The 15,157-nt window shown below is 63.4% G+C and carries 12 protein-coding genes; 3 read left to right on the forward strand and 9 right to left on the reverse strand.

Annotation, left to right across the window (positions count from 1 at the left end):
• Positions 1-91: 91 nt before the first annotated feature.
• The 3 genes from ACSKT0_RS18210 to cpaB all read left to right on the forward strand — a co-directional run bounded on the left by ACSKT0_RS18210 (position 92) and on the right by cpaB (position 2,035).
• Positions 92-697, forward strand: a complete 606-nt coding sequence (locus tag ACSKT0_RS18210; protein ID WP_437771000.1) for a 5-formyltetrahydrofolate cyclo-ligase — start codon at positions 92-94, stop codon at positions 695-697.
• A gap of 155 nt (positions 698-852) precedes the next feature.
• A complete protein-coding gene (locus ACSKT0_RS18215) occupies positions 853-1,116 on the forward strand; it encodes an FmdB family zinc ribbon protein (RefSeq protein ID WP_437771001.1) in 264 nt (87 codons plus the stop codon).
• Positions 1,117-1,216: 100 nt separating this feature from the next.
• Positions 1,217-2,035, forward strand: coding sequence for a Flp pilus assembly protein CpaB (gene cpaB / locus ACSKT0_RS18220; RefSeq protein ID WP_437771002.1), 819 nt, complete (start codon positions 1,217-1,219; stop codon positions 2,033-2,035).
• Between the two features lie 5 nt (positions 2,036-2,040).
• On the opposite strand, the gene ACSKT0_RS18225 is transcribed toward cpaB, so the two are convergent.
• The 9 genes from ACSKT0_RS18225 to guaB form a co-directional block, all read right to left on the reverse strand.
• The gene (locus ACSKT0_RS18225; protein WP_437771003.1) at positions 2,041-2,286 is read right to left on the reverse strand and encodes a hypothetical protein; all 246 of its coding nucleotides are present in this window, start codon (positions 2,284-2,286) and stop codon (positions 2,041-2,043) included.
• 9 nt (positions 2,287-2,295) lie between these two features.
• The gene (locus tag ACSKT0_RS18230; protein ID WP_437771004.1) at positions 2,296-6,192 is read right to left on the reverse strand and encodes an AAA family ATPase; all 3,897 of its coding nucleotides are present in this window, start codon (positions 6,190-6,192) and stop codon (positions 2,296-2,298) included.
• 127 nt (positions 6,193-6,319) lie between these two features.
• On the reverse strand, positions 6,320-7,924 hold the full coding sequence (gene guaA, locus ACSKT0_RS18235) for a glutamine-hydrolyzing GMP synthase (protein ID WP_437771005.1): 1,605 nt from the start codon (positions 7,922-7,924) through the stop codon (positions 6,320-6,322).
• Positions 7,925-8,043: 119 nt separating this feature from the next.
• Positions 8,044-8,562 (reverse strand): DUF3817 domain-containing protein, encoded by a 519-nt coding sequence (locus ACSKT0_RS18240; protein WP_437771006.1) that lies wholly within the window; start codon positions 8,560-8,562, stop codon positions 8,044-8,046.
• Complete coding sequence (locus tag ACSKT0_RS18245) at positions 8,559-9,401, reverse strand: SURF1 family protein (RefSeq protein ID WP_236812180.1); 843 nt, start codon at positions 9,399-9,401, stop codon at positions 8,559-8,561. The genes ACSKT0_RS18240 and ACSKT0_RS18245 overlap by 4 nt, the downstream gene beginning before the upstream one ends.
• Positions 9,402-9,877: 476 nt before the next feature.
• A complete protein-coding gene (locus ACSKT0_RS18250; RefSeq protein WP_236812181.1) occupies positions 9,878-10,366 on the reverse strand; it encodes a PTS sugar transporter subunit IIA in 489 nt (162 codons plus the stop codon).
• Between the two features lie 39 nt (positions 10,367-10,405).
• Entirely contained in the window at positions 10,406-12,166 is a 1,761-nt protein-coding gene (locus tag ACSKT0_RS18255; protein WP_437771007.1) for a glycerol-3-phosphate dehydrogenase/oxidase, read from the reverse strand.
• A gap of 101 nt (positions 12,167-12,267) precedes the next feature.
• Entirely contained in the window at positions 12,268-13,404 is a 1,137-nt protein-coding gene (locus ACSKT0_RS18260) for a GuaB3 family IMP dehydrogenase-related protein (protein ID WP_437771008.1), read from the reverse strand.
• Positions 13,405-13,552: 148 nt separating this feature from the next.
• Complete coding sequence (guaB, locus tag ACSKT0_RS18265; RefSeq protein WP_236812187.1) at positions 13,553-15,064, reverse strand: IMP dehydrogenase; 1,512 nt, start codon at positions 15,062-15,064, stop codon at positions 13,553-13,555.
• Positions 15,065-15,157: the final 93 nt, after the last annotated feature.

The following is a 15,157-nucleotide window of genomic DNA, read 5'->3' on the forward strand; positions in this document are numbered from 1 at the left end:
ACATTGGGCAAAAGAAACCTGTTTGGATAGTAGGGACTCCACTGTTTCTTCCCCGTCATCGAGCCGCAAAGCAGCGTGAACTGGAGCAAAAATGACTTTGAAAGACGAAATCCGGCGGGACCACCGCAAGCGCCGGCTGACATTGACCCGGCAACAGCGCGCCGACGCCGGAACGGGGATCGCCCTCGGTGGCCTCTCATGGGCGGATTCGGTTGCCCGGGGAAAACCGTCGACTTTTGCGGCCTATGTCGGAGTAGCCGCCGAGCCGCCGACAATGCCCTTGCTTGCGGCACTCCACGCCGCCGGCCACAGGATCCTTCTTCCCGTCTGTGAACCGGAACGGCGTCTGAGCTGGGTCTATTGGACACCGGATACGGTCTTTGTCCGCTCAAAGTACGCACCGATTGACGAGCCGGTGGGCGAACGATTCGACAGCGACGTCATCAGGGATGCCACTGGAATCTTCCTCCCGGCCACCGCCGTCGATGAAGACGGAAACCGTATCGGCCAAGGGGGCGGTTACTACGATCGGCTCCTCGACAAGCTCGACGCCGACGCGCAGCGTCCGCCGACTGTCGCCGTCGTATATGACCACGAAGTGCTGGCCTCGGGGACGATCCCGGCAGAACCGTTCGACAAGCCCGTGGCGGAGGCACTTACCCCCTACAGGATCGTCCGGCTGGTTCCGGCCGATTGATCGGGGCTTCCGACCTGTCTTCTCCGCCACATTTTGTGGTGGCGGCCCCGACTCCGGATGATAGAATTGGCACTCAGGCCCTGGGACTGCTAATGGACGGAACAATCCGCCTTGGCAGCACTGGACCTGTAGTTCGTCCCGGAGGAGGATCACCAGTGCCCACATATGCCTATGCCTGCAAAGACTGCGGACATGCCTTTGACATCGTTCAGTCGTTCACGGACAGCTCCCTGTCCGACTGCCCTGAATGCCAAGGGTCGTTGCGTAAGAAGTTCAACAGCGTGGGCGTCGTCTTCAAGGGATCGGGCTTCTACCGCACCGACTCCCGGGACTCCAAGGGAAGCACCGTTTCGGCCGCTCCCGCCGCACCAGCTGCGCCTCCGGCTCCAGCGTCGGTTCCGGCGGCTGCCGCGAGCTGATTGCGATTTCCAGCTGCTCCCGGTTTTCCACATAGCTCAACGTTCCACATAGCTCAATAAAGCCCTGCCGCGGGCCTGCGTGCCCGGTTAGCGTGGCACCATGCCCGCAACCCCGAACGTACCCACGGACCCCATGTCCGCCGGATCATTGTCGCTGCCGCGCGATAGACTGCTCGCACCGATCAACAGGGCCCGAACCCGCCGTCTACAGGCTCTTCCCTCCAGGGCTGGCGGGCATCGGGGCGCTACCACGGGACCATCCAAACACCGCAGCTTCGGTAGCTGGTTAAACCGCAACCGCCGCCTCGTCGTGGCCCTCCTGCTATGCGTGGCCGCAGGGATCGCAGTCCATCAGCTGACTCCAGCTTCGGAGCGACGAGCCACGGTCCTGGCCGCCGCGCGGGATCTTCCCGCCGGGTCCACTTTGACGGATACCGACCTCAAACCCCTCGATGTCCTTCCTGATGGAATTCCAGCCGGGGCACTCACCCCGCGAACCGGATACGGCGGAAAGCAGCTTGCCTCGCCGCTGCAGAAGGGGCAGATCCCCACAGACGCCCAACTCCTGGGACCGGGCCTGCTGACCGGGACCGCACCCGCGACGGCGGCCGTTCCACTTCGCATGGCCGATCCCGCTTCAATTCAGCTCATCTCGCCCGGCCAGTTGGTCAACGTTGTGCTCACCGCAGCAGATGGACTTGAAGGGCCCGGCAAGAAATCCGAACTCTTGGCATCGGCGGTCCCGGTTTTGTGGACATCCGCGCAAGGAGGCAAAGCGAACCAATGGTTGGGCACGAACGAGGCGGACGGCCTTGTGGTTGTCGCCGCCAATCCGCAACAGGCCGAAATCCTCGCCGGAGCTTCCACTCGCGGGAAACTATTCTTTGTCCTGGTCAATCCCTCTGACAACCGGCCATGAAATATTCAGCCCCAGTGCGGGGGCCTTTGTTCCTTCAGCCAGGCGTCGTGGTCGTAGCCAGGCTCATCACCCCAGCGACGCGGATCGTCCTCGGAGGCTTTCTTGGGCAGAATGCTTTCTCCTGCCTGCTTCCGCTCGGGCGCGGGCTTCACTTTTGTTTTCTCCAGCTCGTCCAACTCGATGTCAGCGCCTACCGCATCGGCGCTGGCGTCCGCAGGGTGCTTGGATTGAGTGCTTTTGCTTTCCGCCATTGCGCTTCCTTAGGGGATCGCCGGTCCCGAGCCAGGGCCTTCCGTACTGCCGGGTCCGGCCGCGGCCGGCTCCGCCTGAGTGTTCAGTTCCAATTGTTCAACATCAATGTCGAGGAATCCATCCTGGACTGCACCGTACGAGGGTGCTACCGGCTTCTCCAGACCCAAGTAGGACCCGATGCGGTCAGCGCAGGACGAAGGATCAGTGAATACTTCAATGGTCCACAAGGACATGTAACGCCAGCCAAGTCGTTCCAGCAATTGGGGCCGCAGCCGGCTGCGCTCCCTGACGCTCATGCGGCGGTATCGTTGCGTGCCATCCGATTCAATGGCCACCGGGGTGGGCATTTCAGTGTCATCACGGCCTATGGTGTGCACGGGGTCGGCTGCCGCGGCAATGTCCAAGGCTCCGTCATAGTGGTGCCACACCCGGGCTCCACGGGCACGGAGTCGCTCGCCCAGATCCGCCACCAACGGATCCTCTCCGAGCGCTTGCTCGCTGGCAGCAGCCCTGGTGGCAGGTGTCCCCAGTTCCGAATTCCCAGACAGTTCACGGTCAAGGAGTTCATGGAAATCAACGGCGCCGTGAGCCAACCGGTCCAGATCGAGGTCCTCCGGACGGAAGCAGCTCAGGACGTGCAACGATCTCCGGGAACGGGTCATTGCCAAGGCAAACTTGTTTCGCCCGCCCTCGACGGAGAGGGGCCCGAAACTGTGCAGCGCCCGGCCATGCGGAGTGCGCCCGAAGCCCAAGGAGAAGATGATGTGGTCGCGGACCAGTCCCTGTGCGCGCTCCAAATCCACGACGCGAAAAGACTCCGCGCCGGCGTTGAAGAAACCCGACAAAAGCGGATAGTTAGGAAGCTGGAGCCTGATGGCTTCGCCGATCCTTGCCGCATGGCGAAGGCTTGCGGTGACCACGGCGAGCGAGGTCCGCGGCCGAAGGCTGGCATGTTGAAACACCAGGTCAACAACGCGGTTCACTTCGGCGGCGACCGATTCAACACCTTCGTGATCGGCCCCCGGCAAGCCGGTGCCATCCGGGATGTATTCAACTACTACCGAGCGGTCCAGCCCCGTCACGGATTGCCCGTCCGGCAGCCGACGCAGACCGCCGTTGTAGTAGTTCTTGCTCAACTGGAGCACCAGATCCTCGTCAACCGCCCGATACACCCAGTTCAACTGCCACGTGGGCAGGACACGGGCCAAAGCACTGAACGCACTGTCCACTGTGTCCTGGCTTGCGGCACCGGCCATGGGTGGCTCCACCGCAACGCTGAAAGTGCGGGCATTGCCGATCTTCGCGTCGCCAAAGGCAACAACTTGCTGGGCTCGGGCGATGGCCGGCAGCACGGCCTGCAAGGATGTGCTCTCGGCGTCGAGAATCACCACCGCATCGAATTTCTGCTCTGCCGGCAAGAGGCTGGTCAGCAGGTACGGACTGATGGACCACACGGGAACCAAGCGGGAGACAAGGACGGGCGCCTGGGCGCTAAGCGCCGACAGGGTAACGCGGCCATCCTTGATCAGGTTCCGGAGGAGTTCCGATTGGCGGGGATGTTCAGCAATTCCAGCCCGCCACATTTCGGCGAGTTTCCACCGGAGCCGGGCGGCTCCGCTGGCGATGTGCGCGTGGTCAGCCAGGCGGTACTCCGCTTCGAGACGGCGGAGGGAATCGCCGTCGGACATCGCGAGATAGTCGTCACCGCTGATCATCGCTTCCAGGGCAGACTGCCACCAGGCGAGGTCAAGTTCCGCGGCAACGGATTCGGCAGGCACTTCGCGTTCAGCCAGGTCAGCAAGAAGCTCGGCGAGTCCGTGCTCGCGCATATTCTCGACCAGAAGCGTGCGCTCCGGGAGCGTCTCAAGGGTCCCCGTGTCCGCCACAAGGCGCTCAAGACGGTCCATGAGACCTTCGTAACGTGTCGCGTGGAGGTCGCCGCCACCGGCCGTGTGTTTGAGGCAATCGCCCAGACGGCGCAGATCCCGGTCCAGTTCACGGTAGCTGGCGCCGAGGTCCGCAAGTCCGGAGGGCACTGCCGGATGGCGTTGGCTGGTCGCGTACTGGGCCCACAGTGCCCGCTGTTCCTGAACGAGCGCCAAGGAGCTGTGCAGATCTGCAATGTGGACACCGGGGCGGACATATTCCTTCGCCACGCGACGCAAGCGGGAGCGCTGCATCGAGGGCATCTCGACTCCCCGCTCTCGCCGCCAAGCGGAGGTAGCGGTAGCCGAAATCAGATCGTGGACCGGCCGGTCAAAAATATCTGGGGTGAATTTGTCCAGGCTTTCCCGCACCGCCATCAGGAGCTCAAGCTGCGCGCCCCATTCGGCGAAGTTCGCCCCAAGCCGGATTTCGGAGTGCTCCGCAACCTGGTTCATCCGATCCCGCAGCCGGGGAAGTTGTTCGGCGGCACTACTGGCCAGTTGCTGGGCTTCCTCGGTCTCCTTGCGCGTGACCAGACGCGCGCCGTACCAGGGGCTAGACGTGGATGCACGGCTGAAGCTGCCAAGCTCGGCAGCGCGTCGCAATCGTTCAGCCAGCTCAGCCCGGTCTTTGATATTGTCCAGCACGCTGCGCTTCAAGCGCACCGTCGTGGCGGGGGCCGGATGGATGGAGGTCAGTTCCGCGAGGGACTGCATTGCCTGGTAGGGAGAGCATCCCCAACGCTGGCGCACGTTATGCAAAGACGCGACATGGTCCATGAGCGCATGGCGGTGCTCGGTCAGAGTCTTGTGGAGATTCGCGAGTTGCGGTTCCAGCGACTTTTCGTTGCGGATGATCGCGCTGACCAGCTGCCCTTTGAGCTGCTGGGGCGTGGCACCGTTGCCCGGCCTGAACAGCATCGATTCAAGGCCCAGGGCTTCAAAATGAGCCGCCAGGCCGTTGAGGCTCGCCCGCCGGTCACCCACCACAAGCACCGATTTCCCCTCGTTGACGAGGGCACCGATCGCGTTGATGGCCGTCTGTGTCTGGCCACTGCCTGGCGGGGTGCTCACTACCAGCGAGTCCCCTGCCCGGACGGCATCCACGACGTATTGCTGATCCGAGTCCGCATCCAGGAGGAGCGATTCTTCGGCGGGGTCGCGCTCGTCGAGGTTCGGGAACCGTCCGGATTTGATGGGTTCGGGTTCCACTTCGCCGCCGTTGGCGGCTTCAAACAAGGAGGCAACGACGCTGCTGTTCTCGTTGATCCAGGGGTCGTCCAAGTTCCCGGACAGATCCGCCAACGTCGTGATGAGGAGATTGGGCGTTACTTCCGCACCGTGGATCGGTTGTACCAGTGTGGCAAGACGGTCGAGGACCGGCAGGGGGTCAAGGCGCGCGGTGTTGTAGGCCATGCGGCTCACGGCGTTGACGTCAAAGACGATTCCATGGACGTTCTTCAAGTGCCGGACCAACGCCGGGTTGATGCCCGCTTGTTCGGTCAGTTGCAGCTCGTAGTCATCTTCGCCCGGCCGCGCCGTGAGTGAGATTGCGGCCAACATGACAGGGGCGGAGACTCGCTGGGGCTTTCCGCCGACAGCTGAGGTCCACACGACCGTGCCGCAGGACAGATAACCGGCGTCGATCCCCCGGTCGTTTCCAAGTTCGAAGATCTTCGAGCGAAGGTTCCTGGCGGCACGCGCGGCAACAAGATATTGCTGGCGATCGCGGATCAGGGTGGAAAGCCGGGTCCGACGTCCGGCGAGGAGCTGTGCCAGGCCTGAAGGGTGGCCGTTGCTGAGGTCTATCGACCCTTCCGGCGTCTTGACGAAGCGCAGCATGGTGTCCGCGCCAGTCACGGGCTTGAGCCCTGACAGCCATTTCCGGAGCTCTACAGAACTCTCTTCGTGGCTTTGACCTACTGACACCGCTGCCTTCTTTTCTGTTATAGCTCGAGACGACTTGGACCAAATCGGCATACTTTCGAGGGTAGCGGGAATCGACCGGCAGTCCGCACCGCAACACTGGTGCAAAGGCAAATTAGCCCTGATTTCAGGGAAATACAAAGTGACCGGCCTCTGGAACAGAGACCGGTCACTCAGAAAGCTATTCCCACTCGATGGTTCCCGGCGGCTTGCTGGTGACATCAAGTACCACGCGGTTGACGCCGTCAACCTCGTTCGTGATCCTGTTGGAGATCCTGGCGAGGAGGTCATAAGGGAGCCTCGACCAGTCGGCAGTCATGGCGTCCTCGGAGGAAACAGGACGCAGCACAATCGGGTGTCCGTAGGTGCGGCCATCGCCCTGCACGCCAACGCTGCGGACGTCGGCCAGCAGTACGACAGGCATTTGCCAGACATCATTGTCGAGTCCAGCCGCTGTGAGTTCGGCCCGCGCGATGGCGTCCGCCTTGCGAAGGAGGTCGAGCCGTTCCTTGGTCACGTCGCCCACGATGCGGATGCCCAGGCCGGGTCCGGGGAACGGCTGGCGTCCGACGATTTCCTGCGGCAAGCCGAGCTGCGCGCCCACGGCGCGAACCTCGTCCTTGAACAGGGCGCGGAGCGGTTCAACGAGTTCGAACTGCAGGTCCTCGGGAAGGCCGCCCACGTTGTGGTGGCTCTTGATATTCGCGGCACCTTCGCCGCCTCCGGATTCGACGACGTCCGGGTACAGGGTGCCCTGAACAAGGAACTTGATGCTCTCGCCCTCGGACGCAGCCTCGGCGATAATGGCCCGCTCTGCTTCCTCGAACGCACGAATGAACTCGCGGCCGATGATCTTGCGCTTGGTCTCGGGATCGCTGACCCCGGCCAGGGCGGACAGGAATCGCTCCTGCTCGTTGGCGACATAGAGTTTGACGCCGGTTGCGGCGACGAAGTCGCGCTCGACCTGTTCGGCTTCGCCTTCGCGCAGCAAGCCGTGGTCCACGAATACACAAGTCAGTTGATCGCCCACGGCGCGCTGCACGAGCGCTGCGGCTACGGCCGAGTCGACGCCGCCGGAGAGGCCGCAAATGACTTTGGAGTCGCCGATCTGCCGGCGGATCCGGTCCACTTGCTCTTCGAGGATGTTGCCCGTGGTCCAGTTCGGCTTCAGGCCGGCTCCGTTGAACAGGAAGTTCTCCAGAACCTGCTGGCCGTGGACGGAGTGCTTTACCTCCGGGTGCCACTGCACGCCGTAGAGATGCTTCTCTTCGTTCGCGAAAGCAGCCACAGGTGCGCCTGCGGTGGTCGCCAGGACTTCGAAGCCGTCAGGAGCCTCGTGAACGGAGTCTCCGTGGCTCATCCAGGTGTTCTGGGAGTCCGGAACGCCCGCAAGGATGGAGCGGGCTTCGCCAACGGTGGTGGCCTCGGTGGCGCCATACTCGCGCAATCCGGTCTGCGCGACCTTGCCCCCGAGCGCGTTGGCCATGGCCTGGAAGCCGTAGCAAATACCGAAGACCGGCACGCCGGCCTCGAAAAGGTCCGCGCCAACCCTCGGGGCACCCTCGGCATAAACGCTTGAAGGTCCGCCGGAGAGGATGATCGCTGCCGGGTTCTTGGCCAGAAGCTGCTCGGTGGTGAACGTGTGCGGAACAATCTCCGAGTACACATTCGCTTCACGGACGCGGCGGGCAATCAGCTGCGCGTACTGGGCACCGTAGTCAACAACCAGCACCGGCTTCTGGGAAGTCTGAGCTTCAGAACTGAAGGGTGCGGTGGGAGTAGTCACCGTAACAGCCTACTTTGCCGGGATGCCCCGGTGCACCTTGAAACCGGTCGTGAAGCGCGGAATCAGCTCCGAAAACAGTCCGACGTTAGCGATCTCACAATGTCGCCGGGCCAGTCCCGTCAGTAGCGCTTGGACGCCTGCGGATTCGCGGCGAGCTCCATCTCTACCTCCGAGTGGAACTTCTTTTCCACGATGAAGGACATGAGAGGGACAACGCCGCCCAAGGCGAGCAGGATGAGCTTCGTGAACGGCCAGCGCATGAGCGACCACAAGCGGAAATCCGAGATGAGGTACAGAACGTACATCCAGCCGTGGACAATCAGCACGGCTATGGAGACGTTGACGCCGCCCAGGACCGCCTTGGACTCGGGGTCGGCGAATCCGAAACCGAAGGGCTGGCCGGTGATCGCGTTGGTACCGCCGGCGAAGAGATACACGCCGAACGCATAGCGTGCAACGAGCTCGGCGCACAGGAGCAGCAGCATGGTGCCGGTGAGGTAGGCCATGACTTTGTAGAACTTCAGGGCCGAGCGGATCTGGGCCGTCGTTCCGCCGAAGCGGCGTTTCTTGGCCCCGCTTGGCTTCGCGGCGGATTCTCCGGACTGTTCGGGCTGGATGGCCGGTTTGGGCTCAATCATGGCTTTACCTGTTCTGGCTTGGTAATTGCTGGCAAATCGTCTGACGGGAATTCGTCGTCGGGCTCGTCCTCGTCTTCTTCGAGGGTGCGCCGGTAGTCATCGGCCACCATCCGCCACCAGATGTAGAGGGCGAATCCTGCAAAGACCACCCATTCCACGGAGTAGAAGAGGTTGAGCCAATTGATCTGTTGGTTGGGTGGTTGGGCCGGGATATTCAAGGGCTTCAGCTGCGCCGGAAGTGCGAGGGCCTTGCCCGCAGATACCTCCGACGTCGCCGCGACGAAGCCGGGATAGCTTGAGACTTCCCACGTGTTGATGAGTTCGGCGACCGAAACCGCCGAGGCGCGACCCGCTCCGGCGTCGACGTTTGGCACCGGCGCCTCGGACGGCAGGAGCCGTCCGGTCAGTTCAATAGTGCCCGACGGCGGCGGCCCGGCTTGGGCGGGATCGGCTACCCAGCCGCGGGCCACGGGGATCCAGGTTTTCGCGGTTGCGCCGACGCCGTGGAGTGCAGGGGCGCCGTCGACCGCAAACGCGGTCACTACCCAGTACCCTTTTTGCCCGGCGAGTAGCCGGCCCTCCACAAGGACCTGCTTGGCGGGGTCGTAACTACCCTTGGCGCTGACCATTTGGTCTGACGCCGAACCCGGGAAGAACGTTCCGGGCTGCAATTCCCCGGTAAGCGGCTTGACTTGCTCCACAGCGGGGTCGTCAACCGGGACATCGCTCTGGGTGGATCTGCCGAACTGCCACTGGCTGAGCAGCACAAACACCCCGGAGAGCAGGAGCGCGAACACGAGTCCTGCGATCCAGCGGGGCTTCAGAGCGGTTTTCAACACCCCTTAACCGTACTTCGCCAAGCTGTAGAACAGCTAAACGGGAGGTCCTTCCCGCTTGGAGGGCATGCCCCTTCCCGCTTGGACGGCCTGCCCCTTCCTAGAGTGGGGCAGCAGGGTCCCTACGTGGCGCGGAACGCGACACGAAAGGGCCTGCCCCTTCCTAGAGTGGGGCAGCAGGGTCCCTACGTGGCGCGGAACGCGACACGAAAGGGCCTGCCCCTTCCTAGAGTGGGGCAGCAGGGTCCCTACGTGGCGCGGAACGCGACACGAAAGGGCCTGCCCCTTCCTAGAGTGGGGCAGCAGGGTCCCTACGTGGCGCGGAACGCGACACGAAAGGGCCTGCCCCTTCCTAGAGTGGGGCAGCAGGGTCCCTACGTGGCGCGGAACGCGACACGAAAGGGCCTGCCCCTTCCTAGAGTGGGGCAGCAGGGTCCCTACGTGGCGCGGAACGCGACACGAAAGGGCCTGCCCCAATCTCAGTGGTCGAAGAACACCAAGCTGGAGTTGATCAGTTCGGCGATGACTTCGGGGTCGTGGGCGCGTCTGAGGGATTCCCTGAATGATTCCTTGGAAAGGGAGCGGGCCAAGGTCGCGAGGACTTCCAAGTGGTCCGAGAATGAACTGGCGGGCGTAGCGATGAGCAGGACCAGCGTGGCTGGTCCGTCGCTGGCGCCGAAGTCCAATGAGTGACCGAACTTCGTGACACCCACAGCAATGGAGACCCGGGAAACAAACTCGCTGCGGGCATGCGGGAGGCCAATGCCGCCCGGCAGCCCGGTGGCAAGTTGGTGTTCGCGCGAGTTGACGACTTCGAGGAAGCCCTCAAGGTCCGTGATGCGCCCGGCGGCGTAGAGCCTTTCCGCGAGCTGCCCGGCGGCATCTGTTTTGTCGACCGCTTCCATCTCCAGGATGACGGTCTCCGGCGTTGTCAGTTCGGCATCATACGGGTCCAGTGGTTCCGCCAAGTCGTTATCCCTCCAGTGTGGCCAGCCAACCCGGGCCGCTCAGCGGAGGGGAACGATGTCATCGACACCCATGCGCGCAGCATCGGCCGATTCGTCGTCGGGCTGCTGTTGGCTAAGCCGTTCAGCTTCCACCCGGGCCAGGTAGTGCTTGATTTCGCTTTCCCGCTGCGCGTCGCTCCAGCCAAGAATTTCTCCCATCAGCTTAGCGACAACAGGGACAGCGGAAACACCTCTGTCCCACGACTCGATCGAGATACGGGTGCGTCGGGTCAGGACATCATGGACATGGCGGGCACCCTCATGGGTCGCGGCATAGACGACCTCCGCCGCCAAATAGTCGTCTGCCCCCGGCAGCGGCTCGGCCATGGCCGGGTTGTCCTTGATGATCGCCAGGACTTCCGGGGTCATGGAGCCATAGCGGTTGAGCAAATGTTCCACCCTTGCGACGTGGACCCCGGCCTCATCAGCGGTTCTCGCCCGCCTGTTCCATGCAGCCTTGAAGCCTTCAGCGCCCAGGAGCGGGATGGTGTCGGTGCAGCTCGCGGGTACGCGCTCGTCCATGGCCCGCGTCGCTTCGTCCACCGCGTCCTTCGCCATGACCCGGTACGTGGTGAACTTTCCACCCGCAACCACCACCAGGCCTGGAACGGGGTGCGCCACCACGTGTTCGCGCGAAAGTTTGGCCGTGGAGTCGCTCTCCCCCGCCAGCAGCGGGCGGAGGCCCGCGTACACGCCCTCAACATCCTCACGGGTCAGTGGACGCTTCAAGACACGATTGACGTGTTCAAGAACATAGTCGATGTCCTTCGTGGACGCGGCAGGATGCGCCTTGTCGAGCTTCCAGTCGGTGTCCGTTGTGCCGATGATCCAGTGCCGCCCCCAGGGGATGACGAACAGCACGGATTTTTCGGTCCTCAGGATCAATCCGACCGTCGACTGGAAGCGGTCGCGCGGGACCACAAGGTGGATGCCTTTTGAGGCGCGCACCTTGAGCTGGCCGCGATCCGTCACCATGGCCTGGGTCTCGTCCGTCCAGACTCCCGTGGCATTGACCACTTGCTTGGCGCGGACTTCGATGACGCTGCCGTCTTCCTGGTTTTCCACCTTCGCGCCCACCACGCGTTCGCCCTCGCGCACGAACGACACCACGCGCATCCTGTTCACGGCATGCGCACCGTAATGCGCCGCAGTCCGGACGACATTGACCACCAGCCTGGCATCGTCAACCTGTGCATCGTAGTAGCGGATGGACCCGACGAAGGCATCGTTCTTGAGGCTGGGTGCGGCCCTCAGCGTGCCGCGCCGGAAGAGGTGTTTGTGCATGGGCACACCGCGGCTGTGGCCGGAGGTGAGGCCAAGAGTGTCGTAGAGGAAAATCCCGGCACCAACATAGGGCCGCTCCCAAAAACGCCGGGTGAGCGGGTACAGGAACGGAACAGGCCGGACGAGGTGCGGTGCGATCAGTTGGATCAGCAATCCGCGCTCCTGGAGGGCTTCCTGGACGAGCGCAAAGTCCAGCATCTCCAGGTATCGCAACCCGCCGTGAATCAGCTTCGAGGACCGCGACGACGTGCCCGAAGCCCAGTCCCGGGCCTCGACAATACCCACGGACAGACCGCGGGTCACCGCGTCCAAAGCCGCACCGGCCCCGACCACGCCTCCCCCGACAATCAGGATGTCGAGTTCCTTGCCGGGTTCGGTGGTGCCCTTGAGAACTTCGATGGATCTGGCCCGCGCCTGCGGACTCAATGCACCCGTTGATGCATCATTCCTTTGCGAACCATCTGCAACACTGCTCATTGGACGCCTCCCATCGCACAAACCCGTAGTTCCCCACACTACTTCTTGTCCAGCGGCTTGGGCAGGGTTTCGCGCGAGCGCTACAGCGGCCCGAGCGGGAGCTACCCGCCGGAGTAAGGCGAGACGACGACGTCGACCCGCTGGAACTCCTTCAGGTCCGAATAGCCCGTGGTCGCCATGGAACGGCGAAGCGCGCCAATCAGGTTGGAGGTGCCGTTGGTGTGGTGGCCTGGCCCGAAGAGCACTTCTTCGAGGGGACCCACAGTGCCGACATTGACCCTGTCGCCGCGGGGCAGCTCAAGGTGGTGGGCTTCCTGGCCCCAGTGCCAGCCCTTGCCCGGGGCCTCTTCTGCACGGGCCAAAGCGCTGCCGAGCATCACGGCGTCGGCGCCCATGGCGATGGCTTTGACGATGTCACCCGAAGAACCCATGCCGCCGTCGGCGATCACGTGCACGTACCGTCCACCGGACTCATCCATGTAGTCGCGGCGGGCAGCAGCGACGTCGGAAATGGCGGAAGCCATCGGCGAATGGATACCGAGCGCACGGCGCGTAGTGGTCGTTGCGCCGCCGCCGAAGCCCACCAGGACGCCGGCCGCTCCGGTACGCATGAGGTGCAGGGCAGGGGTGTAGCCGGCGGCCCCGCCGACAATCACAGGGACGTCGAGCTCGTAGATGAACTGCTTGAGGTTCAGGGGCTCATGGTTCTTGGAGACGTGTTCGGCCGAGACGGTGGTGCCGCGAATGACGAAAATGTCTACGCCGGCGGCCACCACGGTCTTGTAGTGCTCCTGGGTGCGCTGCGGTGTCAGCGAGCCGGCCACCGTCACCCCCGATGCTCGGATTTCCGCAAGCCTCGTGGTGATCAGTTCGGGCTGAATGGGCGCTTTGTAGAGCTCCTGCATGCGCCGTGTGACTGTCGGGCTGGCCGTTTCATCCGCAAGGGCAGAGATTTCGTCCAGCACGGACTGGGGATCCTCGTACCGAGTCCACAAACCCTCAAGGTCCAGGACGCCCAGGCCGCCCAGCCGGCCAAGGGCGATGGCCGTTTCAGGCGACATCGCGGAGTCCATGGGTGCGGCGATCACTGGCATCTCAAACTTGTAGGCATCGATCTGCCATGAGACGGAAACGTCCTTGGGGTCGCGCGTCCGGCGGTTGGGGACGATCGCGATGTCATCCAGGGAGTAGGCACGACGCCCACGCTTGCCACGGCCAATCTCAATCTCGTAAGTCACTGCTCTAGGTTATCCCAGTGCGGCGCGATCTACCGGCACGGTGACGCACACCATGGCGGCAGGCGTTGCACTCATAATCGAGCGAGCCCGCCACCTCCGTAAGGAAGGTGGCGGGCTCGCTTCGGACTGCCTAGGACACGAAATACGCCTAGCGGGAACCGTAGTTCGGAGCCTCGACGGTCATCTGGATGTCGTGCGGGTGGGACTCCTTGAGCCCGGCGGCTGTGATGCGGACGAACTTACCGCGTGCTTTGAGTTCGGCGATGGTCGGAGCACCCGTGTAGAACATGGTCTGGCGCAGGCCGCCGACCAGCTGGTATGCCACCGAGGAGAGCGGCCCGCGATATGCGACGCGGCCTTCGATGCCTTCCGGGATGAGCTTGTCATCACCGGAAACGTCCGCCTGGAAATAGCGGTCCTTCGAGTAGGACGTGTTCTTGCCACGGGACTGCATGGCACCCAGGGAACCCATGCCGCGGTAGCTCTTGAACTGCTTGCCGTTCACGAAGATCAGCTCACCGGGCGACTCGTCGCAGCCAGCCAACAAAGAGCCGAGCATGACGGTGTCGGCGCCGGCCACGAGGGCCTTGCCGATATCGCCCGAGTACTGCAGGCCGCCGTCCGCGATCAGCGGAACACCGGCAGGGATGGCCGCCTTCGAGGACTCGTAGATGGCCGTGATCTGGGGGACGCCCACACCGGCAACAACGCGGGTGGTGCAAATGGAGCCCGGGCCCACGCCCACCTTGATCCCATCGGCACCGGCGTCGATCAGTGCCTGCGCGCCTTCACGGGTGGCGGCCTGGCCGCCGATGATGTCAACGTGGGCAGCAACGGGGTCCGACTTCAGGCGCGTAATCAGGTCCAGGACACCCTGCGAGTGGCCGTTGGCGGTGTCCACGAACAATGCGTCGACGCCGGCGTCGATCAGGGTCATGGCCCGTTCCCAGCCATCGCCGAAGAACCCGATGGCGGCGCCGACGCGGAGTCGGCCTTCCTCGTCCTTCGTCGCGAGCGGGTACTGCTCGGCCTTCGTGAAGTCCTTGGTGGTGATGAGGCCTTTGAGGCGACCCTGCTCGTCAACGAGGGGCAGTTTCTCGATCTTGTTAGTGGCCAGTTTGTGCGAGGCCTCTTCGCGGCTGATGCCCACGTGGCCCGTGATGAGCGGCATCTTGGTCATGACATCGCTGACCAGCCGCAGCGGGAAGTCGGACTCCGGCACGAAGCGTGTGTCGCGGTTAGTGACAATACCCAGCAGCCGCCCATCGGGGTCGATGACAGGCAGGCCGGAAACCCGGTAACGCGAACACAGTTCGTCCAGTTCCTGAAGGGTGGCTTCCGGGTGGATGGTCAGGGGGTTGGTGATCATCCCGGACTCGGAGCGCTTGACGCGGTCGACGTGGTCGGCCTGGTCTTCGATGGACAAGTTGCGGTGGATGACGCCAAGGCCGCCCTGCCGGGCCATGGCGATTGCCATGCGGGACTCGGTGACGGTGTCCATGGCGGCCGAAAGCAACGGGGTCTGGACCGAAATTCGCTTGGAGATCCGGGAGGAAGTGTCAGCCTCGGACGGAATCACGTTCGTGTGGCCCGGCAGCAACAGGACGTCGTCGTAGGTCAGGCCAACAAAGCCAAAGGGATCGTGTTCGGGCTGGGTCATGAGTGCGCCTCTTACCTTGGTTCTTGGGGGTTGCTCTGGTAGGGGTTGCAGCTGATGACCAGCCCGTCATTACGGGACTGGCCTGTGCAGAAA

Origin of the sequence: Arthrobacter sp. KNU40 (genome assembly GCF_051515115.1) — a bacterium.
Classification (GTDB): Bacteria; Actinomycetota; Actinomycetes; order Actinomycetales; family Micrococcaceae; genus Arthrobacter.